Genomic DNA, 26,999 nt, shown 5'->3' on the forward strand with positions numbered 1-26,999 from the left:
GATGTGATGCCGGCGAATGCCGGCTTTTTTAACGTTCAAATAAAAGTAGCTTGCCTGCATCATCAACGAGCCGATGAGAATGCTTCGTGTATTGCTGTTCGATTAAGCGATGGCGACCTAATTCCTTTGCCTTTTCATCACTATCCGTTGTGATTTTTTCATTTAATAAAGTCTCACCCGATGGGTCAAATACAGTTAAAAAGTATGTCTTCTCCATTCCTCATCTTCCTTTCCTCTACTTGTCTATGTAATTAAACAAGGAATAAGATAAAACCTCTTTTTTAGCCCTTAAAAATGTGTTTTTTAGAATGAGAGTGATAGAACGTGCATTCGCAAAAATGGCATGATAAAATATGGACAATGACAGTATCGGACAAGGAGATAGACGTTTGACTAAGCTCACCTTTATTCATGCCGCAGATTTACATTTAGACAGTCCATTTGCAGGAATGTCGAATATCCCTAGCTTACCCTTTAAGCGGCTCAAAGAAAGTACATTTCAAAGTGCGAAGAATATGTTTGATCTCGCCATTGCTCGAGCAGTAGACTTTGTGCTGCTGAGTGGAGATTTATTTGACGAATCCAACCGTAGCCTGAAAGCACAGCTGTTTTTAAGAAATCAGTTTCTAAGACTGCAAACTCAAGGGATTGAAGTCTTTATTATTTATGGTAATCATGATCATTTAGGCGGTGAATGGACACCGATTGAGTGGCCTGAGAATGTGCACGTTTTTTCAACCAGTACCCCAAATGAGCAATCCTACTATAGAGGAGATCAGCTTGTCGCAAGTATTTATGGATTTAGCTACAAGGAGCGTGCTGTCTATGAAAATATGACCTCACATTACGTCAAAACGACAGATGCTGCCTTTCACATTGCGATGCTTCACGGTACATTAGCTGGACAAGAAGGTCATGACGCGTATGCACCTTTTCAGCTTGAGCAGCTCGTTTCCCGAGATTTCGATTATTGGGCGCTTGGACATATACATAAGAGAGCCCTTCTGCATGAAGACCCGTTGGTTATTTACCCTGGTAACATGCAGGGCAGACATATAAAAGAAACAGGAGAGAAAGGCTGTTACGTTGTTCAACTCTCCGAGGATTCTGCGACAGCAGAATTTATGAGCTGTGCGGATGTGATGTTTGAGACACTTGCAATAGACATCACAGAGACGGTTCATATGACGGATCTTGTGATACTTGTGGATAACAAAATCAGTGAACTGAAAAAAGATGGCGTCCCTCATTTTGTAAAAATTGAATTGACGGGTGAGGCTCCTCCTTACTTTGAGCATACGCAGATTGAGTTGCTTGAGGAGCTCATGACCGTTCTTCATGAACAGGAGGAAGATGAAGATGTATTCGTTTGGGTGATCTCGATTGATTGCCGAACAAATGAGGATGTCGCCTATCCAGAAGATTCTTTTTTAAAGGAACTCACTGCTGAAATTTCACAGTTTGAGGCATATGAAGAGCTTCTATCACCGATCAAGCGTCACCCAACCTATAGAAAGTCAGGCAAAACTCTCACAAAAGAGGATGAAGTGGATATAAAAGAAGAAGCACAAAGGCTGCTGACAGAACAGCTAAAGCAATTATGAGAAAAGGAGAGGCACAATGAAAATACGTTCACTCCATATCGCCCATTTTGGGAAATTTTCAAATCGGACCTTTCACTTTTCTGATGACGGTTTTCAGCTAGTTTACGGCCTGAATGAATCGGGGAAAACGACATTGAAAACGTTTATTGAATCGATGTTATTTGGTTTTCCGAAAAACAAGATGTACAAGACGAAACAGGGTTCTTTTTATGGTGGTTCCCTCACTTGCCAAGATGACGAGTTAGGCGTTATTCACATTGAGAGAACATCCGACCGCGGTGGTCAAGCACAGGTGTTTTTACCGAATGGTGAAGTGAAAGACGAAGCTTTTCTACAGACACTTTTAAAGGGAACGGATCGCAGATTATATCAATCAATCTATTCATTTGATGTGTTCGGACTGCAAAATGTCCAAGCCTTAAATCAGGATCAGATAGGCGAATTTCTACTTTTCTCAAGTTTATTTGGCTCAGATGCAGCCACCAAGATGGATAGCAGGCTGCTAAAGCAGCAGGAGCAGCTGTTTAAACCAAATGGCCGCAAGCCTGAATTAAACCAGCAGCTTGATCATTTAAAAGAGCTGACAGGTCAGCTGAAACAAGCGAGATTGATAGAAGGTAGCTATACCGAAAAGAAACGGGAGCAATCTGAATTAACGGAGACGATCGAAAAGCTTCAAAATGAAATGAAGCAAGCAGGAGAACAGCTTCAGAAACTGACTGAATCCATTCAAGTGTATCCCATGATTGAGAAAAAAGTGGACTTGAAAAAGGAATTAGCCCGCTATCCAGACCGGGTCAAGCGTTTTAGAGCAGAAACAGAGCATGAGCTGGATAAACTAGAATCACATCTTCACCCGAAAAAGGCTCAATTGACTGCACTGAAACAGAAGTTAGAACATTTGCAAACCTCACTCGTACAAGTTCAACCGCTCTATGACAAGGATACCTTAATGGAGATGAAACGAGTTGTAGATGAAGCATCTAATGCTGAGCTTGTGAAAAAGCGCATAGCAGGGTGTCGAGCAAACCGTGATTCATTGAAACAAAAAATCGACGAAGCGGTAGCAAAGCTAAAGTGGGAGCGCCCGATAAAGCTCGAACAAATCGACGATTCGCTTGAATTTGAGTGGGAATTAAAGGAGACTGTCACTCAATACGTCCGTCTCATGGACAGAAAGGCGCAGTTAGATGAACGATTTGATCACGTAAGACATGAGCTGGACGAAGCAGAAGCCGCTTTAAAGGGATTAAAGGAACAGCAAGTGAGACTGCACGGAACAGAAGATGATGCGAAGGGGACAAGAACGAAAAAGAAACCGATTCATTCCCGGTCGTGGTTATTCCGAGGCTTGATCGCATTTGATGTGGTGTTTCTGTGTGTTCTATTCTTTTTAACAGAGTGGTGGATCACGCTCTTGTTTGCGGGATTTTCTGTTTTTCTCTTTTTTGTCATTTACTCATTCAGTCAAATGCGCCCTATGAAACAAAGAAGCGGCGAAGACGCCTTAGATTCCTTTCAAGTGCAGGCAGCTTCAGCTGAAACACTTATGAGGCAGAAGGAGCTGCTGTACGAAAGAATCATCCGGCAATATGAAGACTGGGAGCTAGAGCTAGAGCCTGTCCAGCAGCAAGTAGAGGAAAAGAAGAGACAGCTTGGCTTGTCGTCTGAGCTTTCTTTCCTAGTAGAGGCCTTCCATATTCTAAAACAATTAAAAATGAATACAGCGGCATATGAGGAGCTTCAGCGTGAAATAGATATGCTCTCCGATAAGCAATCAGTTTATGAGCGCAAGGTTTCAGCGTTAAGCAGTCTCCTTCAAAATAAGGAAGGAACTATTCAGGAGAATATTTCAGCCTTTCAAGAGATATTGAAAGATGAGGCGAAAAGAGAAAAAGAACGCCAGACATTACATGTATCCATTCAACATGCGATGCAGCAGCTCTCGACACTAGAAGGTGAAATTCAATATTACGAAAAACAAACTGACGAGCTTTTTCGTCAAGTAGAAGCAGAGTCCAAAGAAGATTACCAAGTGCTTTCTCATCTATCGAAAGAATACCGGAAACGGCTTTCTGAGCTGCAGCAGCTGAATCAAGAGCTTCATAGAAGCGGTTGTTTTGATGAGGAAGAATGGATTGTTCATAAAGGACTACCTCTCCTTGAGGAGGAGTATGCAGAAGCAAAGCAGCACCTTCATGACGTTCAATTGAATGCGGAGAATATGGAAAAGCGTTTAGCAGAACTAGCGGTGGAAATCCGGCAAATAGAAGCTTCTGGAACAGTGTCTGATTTGACTCATCAGCTTGCCGCAGAGCAGGAGCATGCGAAGCACCTTGCAAAAAAATGGGCGGCCATTCAGCTTGTCCGCTCCGTCATACGAGAAAAATTGAATGAGCATAAAGAAACAAGGCTGCCTGCATTGCTTCAAACAGCCTCTAGTTTTATTCAACCGTTAACAAATGATCGTTATGAAGCGATTTTATTTTCACCTGAAGATGACTTGCTCATGGTGAAAAGAATGGATGGACGAATATTCCGTCCTGAGGAGCTTTCACAGGCAACGTGTGAACAGATCTATCTGGCGATTCGTTTTGCGCTTGCTTTGTCTCATCAGCAAGATTGTCAGCTTCCGTTTATGATGGATGACAGCTTTGTTCATTTCGATCACGTTCGTCTAGGCAGAGTGCTGGAGATGATGGACGAGCTCACACGTTTTGAAACACAGCTGTTTTATTTCACCTGTCATGAGCATATGAAGCAAGCAGCAGAAGATGGACAGGTTACGAGTTTAGTTGTTGAATGATTGACAAATAATGACTTATGTTATACTTATATGAGCAGAAACATGGAAGGAGCTTTTATTGAATGGCTAAAGGGATCATGACCTATGATGTCGGCGAACAAGTTGACCTGCATTTATTAATTAAATCATCTACTAAAGGGATTGCGAGTAATGGCAAACCATTTTTAACGTTAATTCTTCAAGATCAAAGTGGAGATATTGAGGCGAAACTATGGGATGCGAAGCAGAATGATGAACAAACCTATGCCGCACAAACCATTGTGAAGGTAGTAGGCGATATTCATCATTATCGCGGGAGGAATCAGCTGAAACTTAGGAATATACGCCCTGTTGCTGAAAATGAGCAAATTCGAATCGATGATTTTCTCGAAACAGCTCCTATTCCAAAACATGATATGATGGATACGATTATGCAATATATCTTTGATATGAAAAACCCTAATATACAGCGTGTCACAAGACATTTGCTGAAAAAATATGGACAGGAATTCGCTGACTATCCAGCAGCGACAAAAAACCATCACGAATTTGTCTCTGGTCTTGCTTATCACGTGGTGTCTATGCTGCATTTGGCTAAATCAATTGTGGATCTATATCCATCACTAGATCGAGATCTTTTATATTCAGGCATCATTCTTCATGATTTAGGAAAAGTCAAAGAGCTTTCAGGCCCAGTCTCAACCACCTATACGGTGGAAGGCAATTTAATTGGTCATATTTCGATTATGGTGACAGAAATTGCGAAAGCTGCTGAAGAGCTTGGCATTGATTCAGAAGAAATTCTGATTCTACAGCACTTAGTACTAAGTCATCACGGCAAAGGAGAGTGGGGCAGCCCGAAACCACCAATGGTGAAGGAAGCCGAAATTCTCCACTATATTGATAATTTAGATGCGAAGATGAATATGATGGATCGTGCGCTTGAGCATGTGAAGCCAGGAGAATATACAGAACGTATTTTTGCGCTAGAGAATCGTTCATTTTATAAACCAACCTTTCACGAATAACCATGTCAAAACGTCCGCTTATGCGGGCGTTTTTTTCATAACTTGTCTTCTTCTCGCATAAGCATGTAACACAAAGGAAGAGAGCTGTTCTGAAAAAAAGGAGGCGATGAAAAAATGTTGTTTTTTCCATGGTGGGTGTATGCATGTATCATTGGCATTATTTTCTGTGCGTATAAATTAATGACAACGGCCAAAGAGGAGCAAGAGATTGATCAATCCTTTATTGAAAAGGAAGGAGAAATTTTTATCGAGCGAATGGAGCAAGAAAGAGAGCGCAGACGACAGGGGCAGCAAATGAAAAGATCCCAAGATACGGCGGCACAAGAAGATCACTCGATTGCTTAATCAGGTGATATAAAAATCCCTCTGCCCGATCACGGCAGAGGGGTTTTTTGTGATTATTGGTTTTGTTGTGGTTGTTGATTTTGTGCGGGTTGTTGAGACTTTTCTTTGAATGTGTTTTCAAGTTCTTTATCTTTTACTTTCACATCGGCATCTTTCACCAATTTGTTTAAGATCGTTTGGATTTCATTTGTGTCTGCTTGTTTTTGATTAAGTAGTTCTTTTTTCAAGTCTGCTTTCATGTCATCGTATTTACCGCGTTCTTCGGTCTTTTTAATGATATGGTAGCCGAATTGTGATTTCACTGGTTTGCTGATTTCATTCACTTTTAGTTTGAATGCAGCTTTACTGAAGTTCTCGTCCATTTGACCTTCTTTTGCGAACCAGCCTACATCGCCGCCTTGTGCAGCTGAAGCGGTATCAGTTGAATATTCAGACACAACAGCATCCCATTTTTCACCTTTATCTAATTTCTTTTCCACTTCGTCAGCTGTTTTCTTATCAGCTACTAAAATGTGGCTTGCGCGGATTTTCCCTTTTAGGTCATCGTAATACGCTTTTACTTCTTTATCAGTGATTTTGATGTTAGCTTTGGCAGCCTTTTGAGTCAGCAGCTCATATTTCACTTGATCTTTGATGTAATCTTTTCCGAATTCATCTTGAAGTTGTTTTAAACGATCTTCACCAAGTGTCTTTTTATATTCTTCCATTTTCTTATCAATTTCTTTATCAGATACTTTGTATTTGTCAGCAAGAACCTTTTGTTGAACAAGTAGATTTAAAGCATCTCCACCTGCTTGTTTCTTAAGAGTCGTATAAAGCTCTTCTTTTGTGACATCTCCTGATTTTGTTGTTGCGATGACATCTTTATCACCGCTACTGCATGCGCCAAGAGTTAAAACACTAACTGCTGTTACAGCTGCTAAAGCCATTTTTTTCATTCAAAAAACACTCCTAATCTTTCCAATTTATTTATCATTGCTTGTATCATAACATATTGTGACACGCTGTAAAAAGAAATGCAAATGGGAGGGCATTCGTCTAGTCAAAAATTTGCGCGCTACATACACATATAGTGATCACAAAAAGGAGGCTGAATTATATGGGAGCAGGATATTCTAATGGGTTTGCTTTATTGGTCGTGCTATTCATTTTGCTGATCATCGTTGGTGCAGCATATCTTTATTAATTAAATCGCTGTGACAGAAAGGAGCCGTCCTGCCATGCGTGCGGGCGGGCGGTTCTTTTTTCAAACGATGACAGGTGCCTAAACGTTTTCAATTTTATAGCATACACTGAGCTTAGAACAGAGGAAGAACTGGCAGGAGGTGTTTTTTACATGGGAGGAGAAGTCTTCGCTGGCGGTTTTGCACTAGTCGTCGTGTTATTCATCTTATTGATCATTATCGGTGCATCTTGGATTTGCTAATTAATGAATATACACAAAAAGCTGCCCTCAAACTGGCAGCTTTTGCTTTGATCTTAAATAGATATGGTAATTTCAACAAATGATGAGATCAGTAAGATCAGTATCGATACATTGATAAAGCGAAACACCTTATCTTGCCGTTCTTCAGGAATCTCTCTGACAAGGCATAATGTATTAGTAAGCCTGTTTATTGAATACACAATAAACGCGGCAAAGACGATGAAGTAAAATAAAACTATCGGAGATCCCCCCTCTCTATGCTATTCCCATACTACATTACCAAATTTTTTATGAAAAAGATAGAAGTTGGCTTTAAAAACCTCATGATGAGGATGTTTGGTCAACTAAAATATCAAACTCGTCTTGGGCTTGATCGATGATGCAGGATTTAGGTGCTTTGAGCAGTTTCCATGCAAATAAAAAGTCAGGCAAACAATAGCCTGCATGAATACTTGCGATGATGATAAAATAGTGTGCATACATTGGAAACGCCACACCTAACACAAAGTAAACCGGTGAAATCACACAAAATGGACTGAGAAGTGAATAAAGCATGATGTTCTTTGGTACACGCTGCCAGCAATTGCGTTTAAATAGCGTCATTTTTTTCTTGTTTTTCATCACTGGGATCAAGTGAACCACGCGGTGGACAAGCAATGTCACAAGTAAAAGCATCGCAAAAAGCGGTGCGTTGTGACTGCTTAGTCTCGTTTCAGGATGAGTCAGTTGAAAACATAAAAAAGCCGTAATGAAAAAAAGTATAGCAAGACTTATGGCTGAAATCAGCAGTCTTGTATAACCATAATCCTTTTCAAGATTAATGGTTTTCCAACAATTCATTTTTCATCCTTCCAATCTTAAAAAACTAATTGAATATCTCAAGATAATTTACTCTTCCTGAGGATAAAAATCAATGGTTTTCATGAAAAAAAATAAAATGTTGTGTTCACATGGAATAAAGAGAGGAAACTTTGGATTTTTCAAGAAAAAAAGACAGAAGAGGGAGGTTCGTCTCTTTCGTCAATGAGTAATTTCGGCTAGAATAGAAAGACTAAGAGAAAGAGGGAACGTACATGAGTATTGAGGAACGAATGAGCCAGCTCGAATATTATATGGAACTTTTGCTGATGGCGACCGATATGAGCCGTTATCCATATTATGCATTATTGATCAGGCAGCGGGTATCGAAAGAAGAGGCGCAGGAAATTGAGCGTATTTGTGCTGAGCTTTCAGAGGAAATGGACAAGCAAAAAGCACAAGGCTACGTCATGTTTGACGATATGCTTGCGCTTTTTGCAGGACAGTTAATTGAAAAGCTGGATGTGCATGAGACGATATTTGCATTGCGTGATCAAGGGCTGTTTCAGCCGTTAATGAATGAATTTATAAAGATCATTAAACAATTTGATTTGCTTTATTAGCCGCTTTTTCTGCTGCATCAGCTGAGTCTTCAAGTTCCTCAGACTTTTTCGTGACTTTTCCTCGCTCATTCAAAAAGTCCTTCTCAATGTTTGAAAACGATTTCTCAAAAATCTCCATGAAGTCCTCACCATAGATGTTTCGAATAATACTCATCATTTCTAAAATCTCAGGGAACTTTCCGTAAATGTCATGAAGCGGCTGTGCGCCTTTGACAATACCAGTTCTTGCCGGGTCATAATCTTCGAGTAGTTTATGGAATGTCTCTTCGCCTTTTGGCGTTAGCTCAATATACGTATTGCGTTTATCGTTTAACTTTTTAGAAAATTTTAAAAATCCTCGTTCCTCGAGTTTCTTGGAGAAGTTAAACGCGGTTGATACGTGCATGACGCCAAACTTTGCAATTTCTGATATTGAAGCTCCTTTTAATTGATACGCAATCCACAAAATATGATGTTCATTGATATTTAGGTTATACGGTTTGATCCACTGCTGCCAGTCCTTTTCAATGGATTTCCAAAGAGCTTTGCTCAATTGGGCCATTCTTTGACTGAATAAAAGTGCTTCTTTTACATCGAAAGGCTGTTCCGAATGATTCATCCATTTCACCTACTTCTCTTTTTCTTGTAATTCTATTATGCCAATAAAATAAAGATTAATAAAGCTGAAAATTCAAGAATTTTTAAAACTCATGAAAAACATTGACAAAATAACCTTTTTTCAACAAAAAAAGTGCGGGATACGCACCCCGCACACTTTTGTAAACGAATATTTTTTCTTGAGTATATTAGTTTTGTAAGGTTTTCTCCAGTTGCTTGAGCTTTTCCTCAATTTCCTGAATTTCCTTTTGCAAATCCTGCTGATGAGGCTTGATTTCTTCACGCCATTGCTGAATCGATGTTTGTAATTCAGTTCCGACTTCTTTAATGACCTCTGCGCTTTCTTTTGCTGTTTCAACAATTTGCTCTTTTAAAGCTTGTCCATCTCTTTTTAATCTTGTCAGCGTATCTTCGAATTTGTCATAGCCATCTTTCATCTTTCCGCGCACATCTCTGCCAGAAGAGGGAGTCGTCAGGAGCACTGCCGCACCTCCGAGGAGACCGCCTACAACTAATCCTGTTAATAAAGAACGTCCACTAGCCATTCAAATCACCTCTAGTCAAATTTTACACATTCGCATGTTCTCTCTGAGCTGACGATCAGCTTCATTGAACTTCCATACATAGCTTGCTTTATTTTAGCATACTTTTGAAGAAAAGGGAGGGGAGAAGGTTGTCTGTCTTTCTGTTCGTTTTTACGTGTATCGGTGTCGTTTTTACAGGTGGTTCTATTCATTATGCAAGACAGCTGGGGTATGCAGGGTCTTATCCACCAAAACATGTATTAAAGCAAAAAGCACTTGTGTGTGCGGCAGGTGCAGGAATTTCGCTCCTCATTTTGCTGCTGACCCTTTTTCTTTTATAAAAGCATGAAAAAAACCTCTTCATCTATTATGAAGAGGTTCGATTATTTGTTAAGCAACTTCTATCATTCTTGCACGTCTGAGAATGGACTGAGCAATTGGGAAGACAAATACCATGGCAATGGTATTAATCACGGCTGCTGGCAGGACGACGCCTACAAGAAGTGCCGGTAATGCAGCTGGCAGTCCAGTGATCAGTAATGCGGCAGAGAGGAAAATCACGCCGGATACGATGGTTCCAATCGCAGTTAATACAGCGGTCAGCACTACTTTGTTCTTTATCTTCATGCAAGATAAGAAAAGGGCTAAGAAGATAAAGGCTGTCACTGGTTTATCAATCATATTTGGAATTTGTCCGCCTGGGAAACCCGTTGTTAATGCAGAAATGGCGCCTGTTACGAGGGCAATAACCACTACATGCTGTACCTTTGGGAAAAGGATGATGCTTAAAAACATCATGACCAGCATCATATCAGGTTTCATTCCGAAAAAGATGGGCGGGAAAATCGTATGCAAAACAGCTCCCATTGCTGCAAGCAATGACATAATGACTAATTCTTTTGTTTTCATTTCTATGCTCTCCTCTGCTAAGCTCTTAGAACTCTCCAATAATATGGCTCATCATTTATTGCAAGAGTCATCACTTTATATTTCTCGTTATTATAACAAATTTATTTCTCTATAGAAAAGCTTTTTCACTCATTTTCTTGCTGGAACTTTTTCATAAAGTCCGCAAGCTTTTGGCAGTCTTCAATCGATACCGCATTGTAAATAGATGCTCTGCATCCACCGACAGAACGGTGGCCGGCAAGTCCAACCATTTGTTCCTGCTTTGCTTTCTCTACAAAGGAAGCAGTGAGCGCATCATCACGAAGGGTAAATGTGACATTCATATGCGACCGGCTGTCAGTGCGTGCGTGCCCTTTGTAAAAACCGCCGCTTTGATCAATTGTGTCGTAGAGAATGCCTGCTTTTTGTTCATTGCGTTTTTCCGCTGCTTCTACGCCGCCAGCCTGTTTAACATGCTCAAGGACAAGAGACAGCATATAAATCGCAAAAGTCGGTGGTGTGTGATAAAGAGAGCCAGCTTTTGCGTGTGTTGAATATTTTAATATTTTCGGTGTGCTGCTTTTCTCTTTTTCTAATAAACGTTTGCGCGCGATCACAATCGTGATACCAGAAGGCCCTAAGTTTTTTTGTGCCCCAGCATAAATGAGATCAAATTGAGAAACATCGATTTTTTTGCTGAGAATATCACTGGACATATCCGCAATGAGCGGTAATGATGTACCAGGGAACGTTTTCCACTGAGTGCCGAAGATCGTATTGTTTGATGTGATGTGTAAGTAAGCGCCATCTGTTAAACCGGAGGCATCTACTTCTGGAATATACGAGTAGTTGTCGTCTTCACTTGAAGCAAACACAGATGTTTCACCAAACCCTTTTGCTTCTGATAATGCTTTTTCTGACCAAGCGCCAGTTTGAATGAAATGAGCCGTTTCGCCTTCATGTAAGAAGTTCATAGGAATCATCGCAAATTGAAGGCTAGCTCCGCCCTGTAAAAAGAGGACTTCGTAATCTTCAGGAATGTCCATCAGTTCCACCAACAGTGCTTTTGCCTTATTGTGGACTTCTTCATATTCACCGCTGCGATGAGACAGCTCCATCACAGACATCCCAGTTTGTTTAAAATCAACAAGTTCTTCCTGTGCTTTTTCAAGCACTTCTAGCGGCAGTGCCGCCGGACCAGCATTAAAATTCGTCGTTCGCTTCATCACAATCTCTCCCTATTTCTCGCGTTAATGGATCAAAAGATAAAACCATCCTATCACAAATTTGAAGCAATTGGACAAAAAATTTGAATCGTTTTAAATATCTTACTATTAAGAAATGAAGGGGATAAAAAGGGGTGGAAATGAGAAAAACCTCATCTATTAAGATGAGGTAAGGCGCGTGTGGATGGCAGAAGAAATCTCTTTTAAATCCTCTGACGTGTATTGATCTTGATGTGATTTCCATACGGCACCAAAGCCATCGCCTTTGCCGTAGCGCGGAATGATATGCATATGGTAATGGAACACAGATTGTCCGGCTTTTTCGCCGTTGTTGTTTAAAAGGTTTAATCCAATGGGTTCAAATTCCTGTTTGATGGCTCTTGCAATTTTCGGAATCGCTTGGAAGTAGTGATTAGACACTTCTGGTGTCATTTCGTAGATGTTTTCTTTATGTATTTTTGGGATTACAAGGGTATGCCCTTTTGTTACTTGGCTAATATCTAGAAAAGCCAATACATGCTCGTCTTCATATACTTTTGCACATGGAATGTCTCCATCAATGATCTTGCAAAAAATACAATCGCTCACGTCATGTCACTCCTCATTCATTTTCCTTCATCGTATCACAAAAATGAGCAAAAAAGAAAACAGGACAAGCGAACTCCTTTGGTCGCTCATCCTGCTCCTGCAGAAGAAATGCTGATGCTTTCATTCGATATGCCTTTTGAATTCTCTATTTACTGAAATAAAGAATTCATATGCCTGCTATTTCTGCCGTAAACACCTCATTTGACGTTTTGGTTTGTCGTATACATATTGTATAGGACACAAAAATCAAGAATCAGTGAAGCAAAACAGAAGCTAAGGTTTTTAGATGAAAAACCAACTTGTCATGCGGTTCTTTGCCTTTAACAAACACCTCATTTACTTATTGGTCATCAAGTTCATTTCTTCTACATACATTATGATGACCAAGATGCCTATTTTTTATTCTTGACTTGTCTATAGGTAAACATTTCAAATTACCTTTCGTTTTTGTTACTATAAAGGAAAAACGAAAGAAAGGAACGAATTCATGTCCCTTCTCACTGTAAAAGATGTAACGGGTGGATATACGAAGAATCCCGTTCTAAAAAATATCTCATTTGAATTAGAAAGAAATCAAATCGTCGGTCTCATCGGCTTAAACGGGGCGGGGAAAAGCACAACCATTCGCCATATCATCGGACTCATGAAACCGCATAAAGGTGTTATTGAATTGAATGGACGAACCCTTCAAGATGATCAAGAGGCGTATCGTTCGCAATTTACGTTTATTCCAGAAACACCTGTATTATATGAAGAATTAACTTTAAAAGAGCATTTAGAGCTGACAGCGATGGCTTACGGACTGTCAAAGGAACAATTAGATGAGCGTCTGCCGTCATTGCTGAAAGAATTTCGAATGGAGAAACGTTTGAAGTGGTTCCCTGCTCATTTTTCAAAAGGAATGAAACAGAAGGTCATGATTATGTGTGCGTTTCTTGTTGAACCGGAACTGTATATCATCGATGAACCGTTCTTAGGGCTTGATCCTCTTGCGATTAATGCACTGCTTGAACGGATGAATGCTGCAAAGAAAAACGGCGCTAGTGTCCTGATGTCAACGCATATCTTGGCGACAGCTGAACGCTATTGTGATTCCTTTATTATTTTGCACGAAGGGGAAATTAGAGCGAAAGGAACACTGACAGAGCTGAGAGAACAGTTCAATATGAGAGATGCAACACTCGATGATCTTTATTTGGAATTAACAAAGGAAGAAAGCTATGAGTAAAACGACGCAAAGCATTTGGAAATCCCGGTTAGCGGAACACATACAAGATACAAGAAAATATTTAAAATACATGTTCAATGATCATCTTGTCATTGTGCTCATTTTTTTCCTTGCAGGCGGAGCGAGCTGGTATAGTAACTGGCTCAAACAAATTCCAGCTCATTTTCCTTCCTACTGGGTCATGGCAGTTGTTTTCTCATTGGTGCTGACAAGCTCTTACGTGCGGACGTTGATCAAAGAAGCAGATCTCGTGTTTTTGCTTCCTTTGGAAGGGAAGATAGAGCCTTATTTAAAACAAGCTTTTAACTTTAGCTTCATTTCTCAGCTGTTTCCTCTCATTGCCGTATCTATTGTTGCACTTCCGCTTTATTCGGCGGTGTCTTCAGGCGGCATCAAGATGTATGTGCTTATATTGGCGCAAATGATTTTGATTAAGGGTCTGAATACAGCGATTCAATGGAGAATGACGTATTTTCAAGGAAAACAGATGAGATGGCTTGATGCAGTCCTTCGTTTTCTATTGAATATGATTTTAATCTATACCGTTTTACAGGCATCTTATGCAATCGCAATCGTTTTTTATCTCATCTATGGTGTCTATCTCGTTTACTTAACCAATGCAGTCAAAAAGCAGCCTTTTCAATGGGAATTGCATATTTCTGACGAATTAAAACGAAAACAGCGTTTTTATCGTTTGGCCAATTTATTTACAGATGTGCCTCATTTAAAGAAACAGGTGAAAAGAAGAGCTTATATGGACTGGCTTTTACAGTTTGTTCCGTATGACCAGCGTAAAACTTTTTCTTATATGTATGTGAGGGCGTTTGTACGCTCAAATGACTATTTTGGTCTCGTTTTTAGATTAACGGCCGTGTTTGTCCTGATTATTTTGTATACAGGTGCAGCAGGCTGGGTGGGCGCGCTGCTTGTCTTGTTCACCGTGTTCATCACAGGTGTCCAGCTTGTGCCGTTAACGAAGCACTTTGCCCATCTTTCATTACAGGCACTTTATCCTGTTGCTCAGCAAGAAAAGGATCGGAGCTTTTTTGTTCTCGTCCGTAACGTGCTCATCATCCAATCGATATTGCTGAGCTGTTCAGTACTACCGGCAGGAGGATGGCAGGGAAGTGGACTTGCCCTTCTGATTTCACTGGCATTTGTGCTTGTCCTCTTCAAGCCTTACGTACTCAGTCGATTAAAAAAGATGCGATAAGCAGAGATATGTTTCTGACAGCGGGCGTATGATGACATCAAGGAGGGGACCGGATGAATGCAGCTGAACGGGAGTTATATGAAGAAGCCATTCTTTTTCAAACGCGTTTTTTAAGAAAACCTTCAAAGATCGAACGGTTTTCAAAAGGAGTTCAGCAGCAGGTGAACCGCCGAATCCCTGCCAGGTTTCATCAAGTCATCACAAGTGCGGTCAAAACAATGGTTGAATCCACCGTATCAGGATCTCACTTCACTTCATTTTCAGTCATTGATGAGCAATTATCCATCATTGAGCGAAATGAACTGGCAAAGGAGAAAGTGAAGTACTATCAAAAAGCAGCTACGATCGAAGGAATTGGAACAGGTGCAGGTGGTATTTTGCTCGGTATGGCAGACTTTCCGCTGTTGCTTAGCATCAAGATGAAATGTCTTTATGAACTGGCATGTATTTATGGCTTTGATTTGTCTCAAAAAGAGGAAAGACTCTTTTTGCTCTGTATATTTCAACTCGCCTTTTCTGGTAGTACACATCGTCAAAAAATGATGAGCATCATTGATGATTGGGAAACGAGCCGTGAGAAAATGGATTGGTACAGCTTTCAGCAGGAGTATCGAGATTACATTGACCTAGTGAAGCTGTTTCAATTAATGCCGATTGTCGGAGCCGCTGTTGGCGGTGTGGCAAATCATCATCTGACAGGACAGCTCGGAGATGTCGCTCGTCATGTGTTTCACTTACGGGTGTTGAAAGAAATGAAATAGAAAAGCCGCTGTTTGCCAGCGGCTTCAGCGTGTAGACAAACCCTCGCATTCGTTGTCAGGTCTGCGCGCTTGGTGCTCACGAATATTAAATTCGCTCCGCGCCAGTGCTCGCCCTTCCTAGACTGCAAAGGTTTTCTATCACACTGAAAAGAAGACAAAGGGCTAAAACCCTTTGTCTTTAATCTAGAGCCGCTGTTTGCCAGCGGCTTTTTTTATTCATCGTAGGAAAGGACAGCACGGGCGAGTACCTTTGCTGCGATAGGCATTGCTTTTTCGTTGATATCAAACTTCGGGTGGTGATGGGGATACGCGTCTTCGCTGTTTTCAGGCATAGCGCCTGTGTAAAAGAAGGTACCAGGGACATGCTGAAGGTAGTAAGCAAAATCTTCTCCGCCCATTTGGGTTTCCGCTTCTTTTACTTCTGTGACACCATCTGTTTGTTTTGCGATGTCAGCAATATATTCAGTTGGCTTTGGATGATTTTTGACAGCAGGATATCCTCTCACATATTCATATGTGTAGCCGGCATCATGCATGTCGCACACCCCTTTTACGACCTGTTCAATTTCTCGTTCGATGGTGTGTCGTGCACTTTCTTCAAAGGACCGTGCAGTACCAGTCAAAACTGCAGAATCTGCAATGACGTTAAAAGCATTCTCTGCTACAAAACCTCCAACAGATACAACAGCAGAATCAACTGGATTGACTTTACGGGCAACGACTTGCTGCAAGTTTGTGACGATTTGTGAACCGATAAGTACAGCATCTTTCGTTAAGTGAGGCTGGGCGCCGTGTCCGCCTTTCCCCTGAACTCGGATAGAGAAGCGGTCGGCAGCTGCCATAAAGTTTCCGCTTTTATAAAGAACCGTGCCACAAGGCTCTGGAGACCAAAGATGCGTCCCGAATATGACATCGACATCGTCTAAGCAGCCATCTTCGATCATTGGTTTTGCACCGCCTGGCGCATATTCTTCCGCATGCTGATGAATGAGGACGATTTTCCCTTTTAATTGATCACGGTGCTCATTCAAAATTTTCGCTAAGACAAGTAGTGTCGCTGTGTGTCCATCGTGCCCGCAGGCATGCATCACACCGGGCTTTGTCGATTTGTAAGGCACTTCCTTTTCATCATGGATAGGAAGTGCATCGAAATCAGCCCTGAGGGCAATCGTCGGCCCCGAAGAAGCTCCTTCGATAAAGGCGAGTACACCATGGCCGCCCACCTGTGTACGTGTTGGTATATGTAATCTGTCATAGTAGCTGGCGATGAAAGCGGCTGTTTCTTCTTCCTGGAAAGAAAGTTCAGGATTCATGTGGAGATGGCGTCTAATTTCAACCATTTCCTCATAATGTTCATCAAGACATTCATTGATGCTTTTTTGTAAAGTGGATATTGTCATTGATTTGAAAACCTCCTTCATGCTCTTTTACTGATTGTATGGTAATTGTTAGAATCTTTCAACAGAAGAGAATGTCGTATGCGCATCAAAAGGTCATTTTACATAAAAGTCGAAGGTGCTATGAAGCGGAGAAAGGGAGGAATTGTATTGGGGAGCTGTCCAAATTGTTCAAAAGCGTTTTCTTTCGTTGAAAAGTTTCATTTATCACATACGAAAATGATGATGTGTCCAAGCTGTCGGCATCAAATCAAAGAAACCTTTGTATCAAAAATGATTTTTTTCATGATCTGTTTGATTCCGCTATTGGTGATGCTCATTCAATTGAAAGGGGCTTCACCTATGCTGAAGTGGCCGATCTTATTAGGATGGATCCTATTGAATTTCTATGTACTTCAGCCGATCATTCATCGGTACGAGCTGACATCACGACGATAAAATGAAGAGCCCAGCGATTGGGCTTTTTTTCATAAAAAAAGGAAGTGCTGAAAGCAGCACTTCCTTAATTGTCTGTAACGGCATGATAGGATGTGAGATAAGCAGGACGAGAGAAGATGGAGCCAGTATCATCGTTTGGCTGAAAGAATGCTTCTGATTCTTGAAAGTCTTCAAATAAGTCCTCTGATTCCCAGAGTGTCATAATCAAATACACTTCTTCATCTTTTTTCGGTCTTAAAACACGAAGAGCCTGGAAGCCCCGCTGATGTTCTGAAATGTTCGTCTTCTTCTGAAAAGTAGATTCAAACAGTGCTCTGCTTTCAAGCTTCACAGGGATATGATTCAAGGTGACGAAGCCAGGTTGGACTAGCTCACCTTTCGCATAAATCACATCATAGGCATGAGGGGCTTTAAAAACAGTCTCGCCCTCCGTCTCATGGAAAAGAGCTGCTTGTTCTTTTCCGACCATATAAAGCAGATTTTCCTGATCGTGTTTCTTTGCGATTTTATGCAAGAAATCTGCTGTTCCATAGGTTATATAGACATTCATCTAAACCGCCTCCCGCTTGATAGTATAACAAAAGAATGATATATAATTCTTTGGTAGTCAATCCATAAAACATATTATGAAGCAATACATCCCATACTATCCGTATAAAGGAATGAGGTGACCTAATTTGAAGAAAAAGAAGATAATCATTCCATTAGTCATTGCAGGAAGTACAATCGTACTCTCATTTATTGGCTATCTGACCATTTTATTTTTAGGACATTATGTCATAGATGAAAAGAAGCTTGTATTTCACGCTTCATCCCAAATCATTGATCGGAATGGAAAAGAACTCACAAGTATGTATTCAGAAAACCGGGACCCTGTGTCAATAAAGGATGTACCTGATAAAGTAGCAAAAGCCTTTGTGTCTGTCGAGGACAAGCGGTTTTATGAGCATCATGGAATTGATGCGCAGTCAATTTCAAGGGCGGTTTATCGAGATATATTAGCAGGTGGAAAGGTAGAGGGCGGCAGTACAATTACTCAGCAGCTCGCAAAAAATATTTTTCTCACAAATGACAAAACCTTTCTGCGAAAAACAAAAGAAGTCATCATTGCAATTAATTTAGAAAGAGATTATTCAAAGGATAAGCTGCTCGAAATGTATTTGAATCAGCTTTACTTCGGTCATGGCGTCTACGGTATCCAAGCAGCAGCCAATTATTACTTTAGTAAAGATGTGAAAGATTTAACGGTCAGCGAAGGGGCTACACTCGCTGCGATGCCAAAGGCGCCGTCTACTTACTCGCCTGTTTTACACCCTGATAAAAATAAACAAAGACGGGACACGATTCTTAACTTAATGAATGAGCAAGGATATTTATCATCAACAGAAACAGTAGAAGCAAAAGGGAGAACACTAGGCATTCATTTAAAAAAGAAATCAGAAACGCCTTGGGTCGATAGCTATGTCGATCTTATCATTAAGGAAGCAGAATCAGAGTATGCCATTTCACATGAACAATTGCTTCAAGGTGGTTATACCATAACAGTTCCGATTGATATGAATCTGCAAAAGGTCACCTACGATGCGATGAAAAACAACCGTTATTTCCCGGGAAAAAGCGGTTCTCCTGAAAGCAGTGCCATCTTTATTGATAATGAGTCAGGCGGAGTAAAAGCAGCAATTGGAGGACGAGAATATCAAGCGAGGGGTTATAACAGGGTGACCGCTGTTAGACAGCCTGGATCTGTTTTCAAGCCAATCGCGGTATATGGACCTGCGCTGCAGGAGAAAAAATTCCGACCTTATTCCCTGCTTGAAGACGAAGAAAAAAGCTATGACGGTTATTCACCAAAGAATTACGATGGACAGTATGAAGGCAAGGTCACGATGGTGGAGGCCCTCATGAAAAGTAAGAATACAGCAGCGGTGTGGACATTAAGCCAGCTAGGTATTGATACTTCAAAAACATATCTCGAGAAAATGGGAATCGATATTTCGGATCAAGGACTTGCCATGGCGCTTGGCGGTTTAGAAAAAGGGGTTTCTCCACTTCAAATCGCAGGAGCTTTCCACACATTTGCAAACGAAGGCGTATATCAAAAGCCTTTCTTCATTCAGAAAATCACCAATGATGAAGGAGAAACGGTAGAGAAAAATCGTAGTAAGCCAGAACGAGTGTTTAGCGTGCAGAATGCTTGGAATATGACAAGAATGCTGCAGCAAGTCGTCAAAGGCGGAACAGCCCAGAGCGGTTCATATGCTGGAGATTTAGCAGGTAAAACTGGCACAACCACATATTCAGGTGTGAAGGGTGCAACAAAAGATGCTTGGTTTACCGGCTATACGCCAAGTACAACGGGTGCGATTTGGATGGGGTATGACAAAACCGATAACAGTCACTATTTAACTGGCGGAAGTCAATACCCAGTGCAGCTGTTTAAGGATATTTTAACGGCAGCCCAAATAACGAATGAAACGTTTAAAAAACCAGAGGGGATTAAAGAACTTCAAGCACCAATTCATTTAGAAGGACTTTCTGGATTTGAAGCCCGCTATGTGTTTAAAATCAAAGGATTGTTTACATTAGAGCTGTCTTGGGAGAAGCAAGAGGATAAACGCGTTGAATACCGTATTTATGAAAAGAGGAATGGAAACGAGACGCTGATCGATTCAGTGACAGGCGTAGGCAGCTACACAATGCCGTATGCCAATGTGTTTTCAGATGCGGAGTATAAGGTGGTTCCATATAATACCCAAACGCAAGAAGAAGGAGAAGGCAGTCCATATGTCAAGCCAGAGGCTTTTGGACGTTAATATTCGGCGATTTTTTGAACAATGAGCCGGTTTAGTATACCGTGCCTTGAAAAAGCGGTATAGTAAAAGCAGTGTTTGAGCCTTATACAAAGAGAGTGTAAGGCGAAAGGTGGAATGAAAGGTAATGGGAAAAACGAAGGCTTTTAATGACACGTTCTTAAAGGCGTGCAAAGGGGAAAAAACAGACCATGTACCAGTTTGGTATATGAGGCAGGCAGGACGCTCACAGCCTGAATATCGTGCCCTTAAAGAAAAGTACGGGCTATTTGAAATTACGCATCAGCCAGAGCTATGTGCTTATGTAACACGACTTCCTGTAGAACAATATGGTGTAGATGCCGCGATTTTATATAAAGATATTATGACCCCGCTTCCAGCTATTGGAGTGGACGTTGAAATTAAAAATGGCATTGGACCTGTCATTGATTCACCGATTCGGACAAAAGCAGATATCGAACGTCTTGGGGAACTTCATCCTGAAGAAGACCTGCCATATGTGCTTGACACCATTCAGCTTTTAACGAAGGAGCAGCTGAATGTACCGCTCATCGGTTTTGCTGGTGCACCATTTACGATGGCTAGCTATATGATTGAAGGCGGTCCATCTAAAAACTATCATAAAACAAAAGCGCTCATGTACAGTGAGCCTGAGACATGGATGCTGCTCATGAACAAATTAGCTGATATGACGATCACGTACATACGCGCGCAGGTAAAAGCAGGGGTCAGTGCGTTTCAAATCTTCGACTCATGGGTGGGCGCTTTAAATGCAGCGGATTACCGGACATTCATTAAACCTGTCATGCAGCGAATTTTCACAGAGTTGAAGAGTGAAAATGTACCAATGATCATGTACGGAGTTGGTGCAAGCCATCTTGTGAAAGATTGGCATGACCTGCCGCTAGACGTCGTTGGACTTGATTGGCGTATGAGTGTAGACGAAGCGCGAAAAGAAGGGCTCACAAAAACGTTACAAGGAAATCTTGATCCAACGATCTTACTTTCTCCTTGGGAAGTCATTGAAGAAAGAGCAAAAGACATATTAGATCAAGGGATGAAATCAGATCACTTCATCTTTAACCTAGGTCATGGGGTATTTCCAGATGTTTCACCAGATACGTTAAAGAAGCTGACCGATTTTATTCACGACTATTCAGCTACACATAAAAAATCATCCATCTAAACTATTTCAATTGATCTGAAGGAGTGTTGGTTGTGGAGAAAAAGAAAATGGGGCTTCTTGTCATGGCATATGGCACCCCATATAAAGAAGAAGACATTGAGCGTTATTATACACATATTCGTAGAGGCAGAAAGCCGGAGCCGGAAATGCTGCAAGATTTAAAGGATCGCTACAAGGCAATCGGCGGTATTTCTCCTTTATCAAAAATTACAGAGCAGCAGGCACATGGTTTGTGTGATCACTTGAATGACATTCAAGACGACATTGAATTTCATGTGTACATTGGCTTAAAACATATCGAGCCTTTCATAGAGGATGCAGTTGCTGACATGCACAAGGACGGCATGACAGAAGCTGTGAGTATCGTTTTAGCGCCGCATTTCTCTACCTTTAGTGTGAAATCATATAACAAACGTGCACAAGATGAGGCAGACAAGCTTGGCAATCTACAGATTACGTCTGTTGAAAGCTGGTACGATGAGCCGAAGTTTGTGGACTATTGGGTGAAGCAAGTGAAGGATACGTATGCATCCATGAGTCAAGAGGAAAGAGATTCCGCGGTACTTATTGTGTCTGCACACAGCCTTCCTGAAAAAATTATTGCAGCAGGAGATCCATATCCTGATCAGCTCGCACAATCTGCCAAAATGATTGCAGAAGGTGCGGGAATTGAACACTATGAAATTGGCTGGCAAAGTGAAGGCAATACGCCGGATCCATGGCTTGGACCAGACGTACAAGACTTAACGCGGGACTTATTTGAACAAAAAGGCTATCAAACATTCGTGTATGTGCCTGTTGGTTTTGTCGCTGATCATCTTGAAGTGTTATACGACAACGATTATGAATGTAAAGTCGTCACAGATGAAATTGGTGCAGCCTACTATCGTCCAGAAATGCCAAATGCGAAACCAGCATTTATTGATGCTCTGGCAACAGTCGTATTAAAGAAGCTTGACGAAAGCAAGTAATCATATAAAAGAAGGCGATCCTATGCATGACAATCAAAAACACCTTGTCATCATTGGCGGTGGCATCACTGGTTTAGCCGCCGCCTTCTATTTGGAAAAGGAAGTCGAAGAAAAAGGTCTTCCGATTCAAATATCACTTATTGAAGCGAGCCCTAGGCTAGGTGGAAAAATACAAACATTATATAAAGACGGCTACATCATTGAACGTGGACCTGATTCATTTTTAGAAAGAAAGGTCAGTGGGCCGCAGCTTGCAAAGGATGTCGGTCTGTCCGATCAGCTCGTCAATAATGAAACTGGGCAAGCGTATGTACTGGTCAATGAAAAGCTTCACCCGATGCCAAAAGGTGCTGTTATGGGCATTCCAACTCAAATCAGCCCATTTATTACAACTGGTCTTTTTTCAGTTGCGGGAAAAGCAAGAGCGGCGATGGATTTCGTGTTGCCAAAAAGCAAGCAGACCGAAGATCAGTCGCTTGGTGAATTTTTTAGAAGACGTGTGGGTGATGAGGTCGTTGAGAATTTAATTGAACCGCTTCTATCAGGCATTTATGCAGGGGATATTGACCGCCTGAGCTTAATGTCCACCTTCCCGCAATTTTATCAAACAGAACAGCAGCATCGCAGTTTGATTCTTGGGATGAAAAAATCACAGCAGCATGCGAAAGCGCAGCAGGTGACTGCGAAAAAACAAGGACAGTTCCAAACGATCAATCAAGGGTTGCAGTCGCTTGTGGAAGCAGTAGAAAGTAAGCTCAAGCTGACAAAGGTGTATAAAGGGACAAAAGTAAAACAGATTGAAAAAACGGATGGAGGCTATGGTGTGCAATTAGACAGCGGTCAAACGCTTTTTGCCGATTCAGCCATTGTCACGACGCCGCATCAATCGATTTATTCCATGTTTCCTAAAGAAGCAGGGCTAGAGTATTTGCATGACATGACCTCTACTTCTGTTGCAACAGTAGCACTCGGTTTTAAAGAAGAGGATGTTCATAATGAATATGACGGCACTGGTTTTGTTATCTCAAGAAACAGTGATTTCTCTATTACGGCCTGTACGTGGACAAACAAAAAGTGGCCGCATACCGCTCCGAAAGGAAAAACGCTATTGCGTGCGTATGTCGGAAAAGCTGGTGACGAATCGATTGTCGAGCAGTCAGACAGTCAAATCGTCAGCATCGTGCTAGAAGATTTAAAGAAAATCATGGATATTAAAGCAGATCCAGAATTGACGACAGTGACTCGCTGGAAGACAAGTATGCCGCAATATCACGTCGGTCATCAGAAAGCTATTTCGAACATGCGAGAAACGTTTAAGCAATCATATCCTGGTGTTTATATCACAGGTGCTGCTTTTGAAGGTGTTGGAATCCCTGATTGTATTGATCAAGGAAAAGCCGCCATCTCAGAGGCTTTATCGTACCTATTTTCATAAAAAAACAACTCCCTTTTCTGTCATGGAAAGGGAGTTTTTCATGTTCGAATCATTCAAAAAGAGTTGGGAATCATAAATGTGAACAAAGTTGTTGCATCTGGGGAAAAGGATATGGTATATTACTTTCTGTACTTAATGACCAAAACGTTCAAATAGTCATTTCGGGAGTGAGATCATGAGTGTTGATAGGAGACAAATGATTTTAGATGGTGCGACGAAAGCATTTACTCAATTCGGGTATAAAGCGACCACAATGGACCTTGTGGCAAAGCTTGCCAACGTCGGAAAAGGAACCATTTATACATTTTTCAAAAACAAAGAAGAGTTGTTTGATGAAATTTTCACATCCCTTTTACTAGAGATGAGGAAAATTGCGGATGAGGCAATTGATGAGAAGAATAGTTTCTCTGAAAACCTTCACTTAGCACTCTTTGCAATTTTAGAATTTCGAAAAAACCACCAGCTCACAATTAAGATTTTTCAGGAAAATGCAGAGCTTGGCACGTCAGCGGTCAAGGAAATGATCGAAAAAATGGAGCAGATGATCATTCGCTATATCAAAATGAAAGTGCAAGAAGCGATGGATAAAGGCGACATTAAGCCTTGTGATCCTGAATTGACTGCATTTGTGATGGTGAAACTATATATTGCACTGATTTTTGATTGGGAAAAGCGATACGAGCCTTTAACAAAAGAAGAGGTAGCCGAATCGCTGGAGCTTTATGTCTTAAAAGGACTATCTGCAACAACATAATTTTTTTGAGTTCAAATGACCAAATTTTATATTTAGTCATTCATCTATGGGAGGAAAACAGCAATGAATTTAATTCGGAATCAATGGAAGGACATTGTAACGAGCAAAAAACTACTGATCCCGATTTTAGCTGTCTTATTTATTCCGCTGATTTACAGTGGTGTATTTTTAAAAGCATACTGGGACCCTTATGGTACAGTTGATCAATTGCCTGTAGCGGTTGTCAACTTGGATGAAGGCAGTCATTATGACGGGAAAACCCTTCAAGTCGGCGATGATTTAGTAAAGGAATTAAAGAAAAACGATAATTTCAAATGGAACTTTGTCGATAGTCATGAAAAGGCTATAAAAGGATTAAATAACGAGGACTATTACCTCGTGGTGGAAATACCAAAGAATTTCTCGAAAAATGCAAGTACAGTGCTAGATAAACATCCGAAAAAATCGAATCTGAAATATTATACGAATCCAGGCGCCAACTATGCGGCGTCACAAATTGCGAATAATGCCATTATCAAATTAAAAGATTCGGTTTCAAAAGAAGTCACAAAAAATTACGCCGAGGTCATCTTTGATAACTTCAAAACGATTGCAAAAGGATTAGATCAAGCAAGCGATGGCGCGAAGAAAATTGATGACGGAACAAAAAGCGCAAAAGATGGCAGTACGAAATTAAAAGACAACTTAGCCAAATTGGCTGAAGGTACGTTAACCTATAGCGAAGGTGTTCATCAGTTCGCAGGGAAAATGGGTGAACTGAACACAGGCATACAGTCTCTAGACAGTGGGCTTGGTCAGCTCCTAACAGGCTATCAAACCATTGATCAGAAATTTGGAGAGCTTGGTACAGGAATTGATACATTAACCGAAGGATTAAACACAAGCCGAGAAGGACATCAGCAGCTCGCTTCTAAAATGCCGCAATTCACAGCAGGCATTGAGCAGCTAAACAACAAAGCCCAATCCTTTTCGGAAAAAATTGCAGCAGTAGAAAAAGTCTTGTCGTCACCAGAATTAGCGAATTTAGAGAAGATGGCGCCTAAACTCGATCAGGTGAAAGAAGACGCAAAAACGTTCAGTACAAAACTTGCTTCATTAAAAGAAGCACTATCAAATCGAGATGCTAAAGTAAAAAGCATTATCCAAAACAGCTCTATGACAGATGATGAGAAAAAGGCGGCAATGGATCAGCTGAACAGTCTGCCTAAAATCGAACTGCCTGATCTGTCTGGACTCGAACAAAGCTTAGCGGCCTTGCAGGAACTGCCTGATGCAAGTGAGGTTCAACAAGCAGTTGCATCTGCAAAAGCGCAGCTGCAGCAAATCAAACAGCTGCCAGAGAAAACAGAACAGCTGTACACATCTACAGTTGCGATACAAAATGCGATCGACCAAATGACGTCTGGTACGAATAAATTGTATCAAGGTGCACTGAAGCTTCAAACAGGTCAAGGCCAATTACAAGATGGCCTGCAAACAGCAAATGGAAAGCTTGATACAGCGAAAAGCGGTGCGGATAAGCTTGCGAATGGATCAAGCCAGCTGAGCGCAGCGTTAAATAAGCTGGAAAGTGGTTCAACAAATATCCAAAGCAATACATCTAAGCTTGCCGAAGGCTCAAAATCGCTTGATAAAGGATTGGGAGATTTAAAAAGCGGTACAGGTAAGCTGTCCAATAAATTGAAAAGCGCTGCAGATGATACAGGTGAAATTGATGCGGGGCAAGACAATTACAATATGATTGCTAGCCCAGTTAAAACAGAAAATGATACAGCGAAGAAGATTGATAATTATGGAACAGGGCTCACGCCTTATATTTTATCCATGGGACTCTTTGTTGGGGCTCTAATGCTCACCGTCGTATTCCCAATGAAAGACCCTGCTGGCCGCCCTAGAAATGCGTTTGAATGGTTTGTCAGCAAATATAGCGTGCTTCTACTTGTGGGTATCCTTCAAGCAGTCATTGCAAGTACGATGCTCATCTTTGGGCTTGGTCTTGAGGTGGAAAGCCTCTGGCGCTTCTATCTCTTTGCGATCGTCGTCAGTCTGACATTCTTAGCGATTATTCAGCTGCTAGCAACAACAATGGGGAACCCAGGACGCTTCATTGCCGTCATTATCTTAGTTCTTCAGCTCGCAGCAAGTGCTGGTACATTCCCGCTTGAGCTTGTGCCGAAGTTCTTCCAAGTCATTCATAGTCTGCTTCCAATGACGTATACAATCAATGGATTTAGAACGATCATTGCAAGCGGTGATGACAGCTATTTATGGCACCAAGCAGCGATTCTCGGTACAGTTGCGATCATCATGATGGCGGCAACAACTGCATACTTTGCTTGGAACGTAAGAAAAATGAAACAAGACGAAGCTTAAT

Annotated in this window: 28 protein-coding genes; 17 read left to right on the top strand and 11 right to left on the bottom strand. The window is 41.2% G+C overall.

Going from position 1 to position 26,999, the window contains the following annotated elements:
• Positions 1–28 precede the first annotated feature (28 nt).
• The gene (locus tag CKW02_RS05030; protein WP_003210963.1) at positions 29–217 is read right to left on the bottom strand and encodes a YhzD family protein; all 189 of its coding nucleotides are present in this window, start codon (positions 215–217) and stop codon (positions 29–31) included.
• Positions 218–389: 172 nt separating this feature from the next.
• Here CKW02_RS05030 and CKW02_RS05035 point away from each other — a divergent pair, with 172 nt between their 5' ends.
• The 4 genes from CKW02_RS05035 to CKW02_RS05050 all read left to right on the top strand — a co-directional run bounded on the left by CKW02_RS05035 (position 390) and on the right by CKW02_RS05050 (position 5,762).
• On the top strand, positions 390–1,604 hold the full coding sequence (locus tag CKW02_RS05035) for a metallophosphoesterase family protein (RefSeq protein ID WP_003212506.1): 1,215 nt from the start codon (positions 390–392) through the stop codon (positions 1,602–1,604).
• A 16-nt stretch (positions 1,605–1,620) separates the two neighbouring features.
• Positions 1,621–4,410, top strand: a complete 2,790-nt coding sequence (locus CKW02_RS05040) for an ATP-binding protein (RefSeq protein WP_003210774.1) — start codon at positions 1,621–1,623, stop codon at positions 4,408–4,410.
• A 62-nt stretch (positions 4,411–4,472) separates the two neighbouring features.
• Positions 4,473–5,417: a 3'-5' exoribonuclease YhaM gene (gene yhaM / locus CKW02_RS05045; protein WP_003211952.1), complete on the top strand. Its 945-nt coding sequence runs from the start codon at positions 4,473–4,475 to the stop codon at positions 5,415–5,417.
• A 114-nt stretch (positions 5,418–5,531) separates the two neighbouring features.
• The gene (locus CKW02_RS05050; RefSeq protein ID WP_003211592.1) at positions 5,532–5,762 is read left to right on the top strand and encodes a sporulation YhaL family protein; all 231 of its coding nucleotides are present in this window, start codon (positions 5,532–5,534) and stop codon (positions 5,760–5,762) included.
• A 53-nt stretch (positions 5,763–5,815) separates the two neighbouring features.
• Here the strand turns inward: CKW02_RS05050 and CKW02_RS05055 are convergent, their stop codons facing one another.
• On the bottom strand, positions 5,816–6,700 hold the full coding sequence (locus tag CKW02_RS05055; protein ID WP_003211354.1) for a peptidylprolyl isomerase: 885 nt from the start codon (positions 6,698–6,700) through the stop codon (positions 5,816–5,818).
• 161 nt (positions 6,701–6,861) lie between these two features.
• On the opposite strand from CKW02_RS05055, the gene CKW02_RS05060 reads away from it, so the two are divergent.
• Together CKW02_RS05060 and CKW02_RS05065 are read left to right on the top strand one after the other, a co-directional pair.
• On the top strand, positions 6,862–6,948 hold the full coding sequence (locus CKW02_RS05060) for a YjcZ family sporulation protein (protein ID WP_008361129.1): 87 nt from the start codon (positions 6,862–6,864) through the stop codon (positions 6,946–6,948).
• A 150-nt stretch (positions 6,949–7,098) separates the two neighbouring features.
• Positions 7,099–7,188 (top strand): YjcZ family sporulation protein, encoded by a 90-nt coding sequence (locus tag CKW02_RS05065; RefSeq protein ID WP_017360317.1) that lies wholly within the window; start codon positions 7,099–7,101, stop codon positions 7,186–7,188.
• Between the two features lie 53 nt (positions 7,189–7,241).
• Here CKW02_RS05065 and CKW02_RS20430 read toward each other — a convergent pair whose 3' ends face one another.
• Together CKW02_RS20430 and CKW02_RS05075 are read right to left on the bottom strand one after the other, a co-directional pair.
• The gene (locus tag CKW02_RS20430) at positions 7,242–7,427 is read right to left on the bottom strand and encodes a hypothetical protein (RefSeq protein WP_072368131.1); all 186 of its coding nucleotides are present in this window, start codon (positions 7,425–7,427) and stop codon (positions 7,242–7,244) included.
• Between the two features lie 82 nt (positions 7,428–7,509).
• Positions 7,510–8,028, bottom strand: a complete 519-nt coding sequence (locus CKW02_RS05075; protein ID WP_003210901.1) for a DUF3267 domain-containing protein — start codon at positions 8,026–8,028, stop codon at positions 7,510–7,512.
• 233 nt (positions 8,029–8,261) lie between these two features.
• Here CKW02_RS05075 and CKW02_RS05080 point away from each other — a divergent pair, with 233 nt between their 5' ends.
• The gene (locus tag CKW02_RS05080) at positions 8,262–8,609 is read left to right on the top strand and encodes a YhaI family protein (protein WP_003211697.1); all 348 of its coding nucleotides are present in this window, start codon (positions 8,262–8,264) and stop codon (positions 8,607–8,609) included.
• On the opposite strand, the gene CKW02_RS05085 is transcribed toward CKW02_RS05080, so the two are convergent.
• Positions 8,584–9,207, bottom strand: coding sequence for an HTH-type transcriptional regulator Hpr (locus tag CKW02_RS05085; protein ID WP_095117777.1), 624 nt, complete (start codon positions 9,205–9,207; stop codon positions 8,584–8,586). The two genes, CKW02_RS05080 and CKW02_RS05085, sit on opposite strands and share 26 nt — an antisense overlap.
• Positions 9,208–9,394: 187 nt before the next feature.
• Positions 9,395–9,751, bottom strand: coding sequence for a YtxH domain-containing protein (locus tag CKW02_RS05090; protein WP_003211935.1), 357 nt, complete (start codon positions 9,749–9,751; stop codon positions 9,395–9,397).
• Between the two features lie 128 nt (positions 9,752–9,879).
• On the opposite strand from CKW02_RS05090, the gene CKW02_RS05095 reads away from it, so the two are divergent.
• A complete protein-coding gene (locus CKW02_RS05095; RefSeq protein ID WP_003211362.1) occupies positions 9,880–10,071 on the top strand; it encodes a membrane protein YhzF in 192 nt (63 codons plus the stop codon).
• Positions 10,072–10,120: 49 nt separating this feature from the next.
• Here the strand turns inward: CKW02_RS05095 and CKW02_RS05100 are convergent, their stop codons facing one another.
• The 3 genes from CKW02_RS05100 to CKW02_RS05110 all read right to left on the bottom strand — a co-directional run bounded on the left by CKW02_RS05100 (position 10,121) and on the right by CKW02_RS05110 (position 12,432).
• Positions 10,121–10,639 (bottom strand): tryptophan transporter, encoded by a 519-nt coding sequence (locus tag CKW02_RS05100; protein WP_003212065.1) that lies wholly within the window; start codon positions 10,637–10,639, stop codon positions 10,121–10,123.
• Positions 10,640–10,764: 125 nt separating this feature from the next.
• The gene (gene serC / locus CKW02_RS05105; protein WP_003210828.1) at positions 10,765–11,844 is read right to left on the bottom strand and encodes a 3-phosphoserine/phosphohydroxythreonine transaminase; all 1,080 of its coding nucleotides are present in this window, start codon (positions 11,842–11,844) and stop codon (positions 10,765–10,767) included.
• A gap of 159 nt (positions 11,845–12,003) precedes the next feature.
• Positions 12,004–12,432 (bottom strand): HIT family protein, encoded by a 429-nt coding sequence (locus CKW02_RS05110; protein WP_003212458.1) that lies wholly within the window; start codon positions 12,430–12,432, stop codon positions 12,004–12,006.
• Positions 12,433–12,919: 487 nt separating this feature from the next.
• On the opposite strand from CKW02_RS05110, the gene CKW02_RS05115 reads away from it, so the two are divergent.
• From CKW02_RS05115 to CKW02_RS05125, 3 genes are read left to right on the top strand one after another with little or no spacing between them, the layout of a single operon-like run.
• The gene (locus CKW02_RS05115) at positions 12,920–13,660 is read left to right on the top strand and encodes an ABC transporter ATP-binding protein (RefSeq protein WP_003212171.1); all 741 of its coding nucleotides are present in this window, start codon (positions 12,920–12,922) and stop codon (positions 13,658–13,660) included.
• The gene (locus CKW02_RS05120; RefSeq protein ID WP_003211703.1) at positions 13,653–14,873 is read left to right on the top strand and encodes an ABC transporter permease; all 1,221 of its coding nucleotides are present in this window, start codon (positions 13,653–13,655) and stop codon (positions 14,871–14,873) included. Before CKW02_RS05115 ends, CKW02_RS05120 begins: the two co-directional genes overlap by 8 nt.
• A 53-nt stretch (positions 14,874–14,926) precedes the next feature.
• Positions 14,927–15,634, top strand: a complete 708-nt coding sequence (locus CKW02_RS05125; protein ID WP_095117778.1) for an EcsC family protein — start codon at positions 14,927–14,929, stop codon at positions 15,632–15,634.
• A 212-nt stretch (positions 15,635–15,846) separates the two neighbouring features.
• On the opposite strand, the gene CKW02_RS05130 is transcribed toward CKW02_RS05125, so the two are convergent.
• Entirely contained in the window at positions 15,847–17,034 is a 1,188-nt protein-coding gene (locus CKW02_RS05130; RefSeq protein ID WP_003212031.1) for a M20 family metallopeptidase, read from the bottom strand.
• A 499-nt stretch (positions 17,035–17,533) separates the two neighbouring features.
• Positions 17,534–18,019 (bottom strand): antibiotic biosynthesis monooxygenase family protein, encoded by a 486-nt coding sequence (locus CKW02_RS05140; RefSeq protein WP_003211655.1) that lies wholly within the window; start codon positions 18,017–18,019, stop codon positions 17,534–17,536.
• Between the two features lie 127 nt (positions 18,020–18,146).
• Between CKW02_RS05140 and CKW02_RS05145 the strand changes: the two genes are divergently transcribed.
• From CKW02_RS05145 to CKW02_RS05170, 6 genes are all read left to right on the top strand, one after another.
• Positions 18,147–20,282 carry a transglycosylase domain-containing protein gene (locus tag CKW02_RS05145; RefSeq protein WP_003211131.1) on the top strand — a complete coding sequence of 712 codons (2,136 nt, stop codon included), beginning with the start codon at positions 18,147–18,149 and terminating at the stop codon, positions 20,280–20,282.
• A gap of 124 nt (positions 20,283–20,406) precedes the next feature.
• Positions 20,407–21,465: a uroporphyrinogen decarboxylase gene (gene hemE / locus CKW02_RS05150; RefSeq protein ID WP_003211982.1), complete on the top strand. Its 1,059-nt coding sequence runs from the start codon at positions 20,407–20,409 to the stop codon at positions 21,463–21,465.
• A gap of 32 nt (positions 21,466–21,497) precedes the next feature.
• Complete coding sequence (gene hemH, locus CKW02_RS05155; protein ID WP_003211288.1) at positions 21,498–22,436, top strand: ferrochelatase; 939 nt, start codon at positions 21,498–21,500, stop codon at positions 22,434–22,436.
• A 22-nt stretch (positions 22,437–22,458) separates the two neighbouring features.
• A complete protein-coding gene (gene hemY / locus CKW02_RS05160; protein WP_003212385.1) occupies positions 22,459–23,871 on the top strand; it encodes a protoporphyrinogen oxidase in 1,413 nt (470 codons plus the stop codon).
• A 175-nt stretch (positions 23,872–24,046) separates the two neighbouring features.
• Positions 24,047–24,625 carry a TetR/AcrR family transcriptional regulator gene (locus CKW02_RS05165; protein ID WP_034620016.1) on the top strand — a complete coding sequence of 193 codons (579 nt, stop codon included), beginning with the start codon at positions 24,047–24,049 and terminating at the stop codon, positions 24,623–24,625.
• A 63-nt stretch (positions 24,626–24,688) separates the two neighbouring features.
• Complete coding sequence (locus tag CKW02_RS05170) at positions 24,689–26,998, top strand: YhgE/Pip domain-containing protein (RefSeq protein WP_003210783.1); 2,310 nt, start codon at positions 24,689–24,691, stop codon at positions 26,996–26,998.
• Position 26,999: the final 1 nt, after the last annotated feature.

The organism is Bacillus pumilus (assembly GCF_900186955.1).
Classification (GTDB): Bacteria; Bacillota; Bacilli; order Bacillales; family Bacillaceae; genus Bacillus; species Bacillus pumilus.

Excerpts from the sequence above, each read along its gene's own strand:
- CKW02_RS05030 (WP_003210963.1), bottom strand. The coding sequence starts at position 217 with ATGGAGAAGACATACTTTTTAACTGTATTTGACCCATCGGGTGAGACT.
- CKW02_RS05040 (WP_003210774.1), top strand. The coding sequence starts at position 1,621 with ATGAAAATACGTTCACTCCATATCGCCCATTTTGGGAAATTTTCAAAT.
- yhaM (WP_003211952.1), top strand. The coding sequence starts at position 4,473 with ATGGCTAAAGGGATCATGACCTATGATGTCGGCGAACAAGTTGACCTG.
- CKW02_RS05050 (WP_003211592.1), top strand. The coding sequence starts at position 5,532 with ATGTTGTTTTTTCCATGGTGGGTGTATGCATGTATCATTGGCATTATT.
- CKW02_RS05055 (WP_003211354.1), bottom strand. The coding sequence starts at position 6,700 with ATGAAAAAAATGGCTTTAGCAGCTGTAACAGCAGTTAGTGTTTTAACT.
- CKW02_RS05060 (WP_008361129.1), top strand. The coding sequence starts at position 6,862 with ATGGGAGCAGGATATTCTAATGGGTTTGCTTTATTGGTCGTGCTATTC.
- CKW02_RS05065 (WP_017360317.1), top strand. The coding sequence starts at position 7,099 with ATGGGAGGAGAAGTCTTCGCTGGCGGTTTTGCACTAGTCGTCGTGTTA.
- CKW02_RS05075 (WP_003210901.1), bottom strand. The coding sequence starts at position 8,028 with ATGAATTGTTGGAAAACCATTAATCTTGAAAAGGATTATGGTTATACA.
- CKW02_RS05080 (WP_003211697.1), top strand. The coding sequence starts at position 8,262 with ATGAGTATTGAGGAACGAATGAGCCAGCTCGAATATTATATGGAACTT.
- CKW02_RS05085 (WP_095117777.1), bottom strand. The coding sequence starts at position 9,207 with ATGAATCATTCGGAACAGCCTTTCGATGTAAAAGAAGCACTTTTATTC.
- CKW02_RS05090 (WP_003211935.1), bottom strand. The coding sequence starts at position 9,751 with ATGGCTAGTGGACGTTCTTTATTAACAGGATTAGTTGTAGGCGGTCTC.
- CKW02_RS05100 (WP_003212065.1), bottom strand. The coding sequence starts at position 10,639 with ATGAAAACAAAAGAATTAGTCATTATGTCATTGCTTGCAGCAATGGGA.
- serC (WP_003210828.1), bottom strand. The coding sequence starts at position 11,844 with ATGAAGCGAACGACGAATTTTAATGCTGGTCCGGCGGCACTGCCGCTA.
- CKW02_RS05115 (WP_003212171.1), top strand. The coding sequence starts at position 12,920 with ATGTCCCTTCTCACTGTAAAAGATGTAACGGGTGGATATACGAAGAAT.
- CKW02_RS05120 (WP_003211703.1), top strand. The coding sequence starts at position 13,653 with ATGAGTAAAACGACGCAAAGCATTTGGAAATCCCGGTTAGCGGAACAC.
- CKW02_RS05125 (WP_095117778.1), top strand. The coding sequence starts at position 14,927 with ATGAATGCAGCTGAACGGGAGTTATATGAAGAAGCCATTCTTTTTCAA.
- CKW02_RS05130 (WP_003212031.1), bottom strand. The coding sequence starts at position 17,034 with ATGACAATATCCACTTTACAAAAAAGCATCAATGAATGTCTTGATGAA.
- CKW02_RS05140 (WP_003211655.1), bottom strand. The coding sequence starts at position 18,019 with ATGAATGTCTATATAACCTATGGAACAGCAGATTTCTTGCATAAAATC.
- hemE (WP_003211982.1), top strand. The coding sequence starts at position 20,407 with ATGGGAAAAACGAAGGCTTTTAATGACACGTTCTTAAAGGCGTGCAAA.
- hemY (WP_003212385.1), top strand. The coding sequence starts at position 22,459 with ATGCATGACAATCAAAAACACCTTGTCATCATTGGCGGTGGCATCACT.
- CKW02_RS05165 (WP_034620016.1), top strand. The coding sequence starts at position 24,047 with ATGAGTGTTGATAGGAGACAAATGATTTTAGATGGTGCGACGAAAGCA.
- CKW02_RS05170 (WP_003210783.1), top strand. The coding sequence starts at position 24,689 with ATGAATTTAATTCGGAATCAATGGAAGGACATTGTAACGAGCAAAAAA.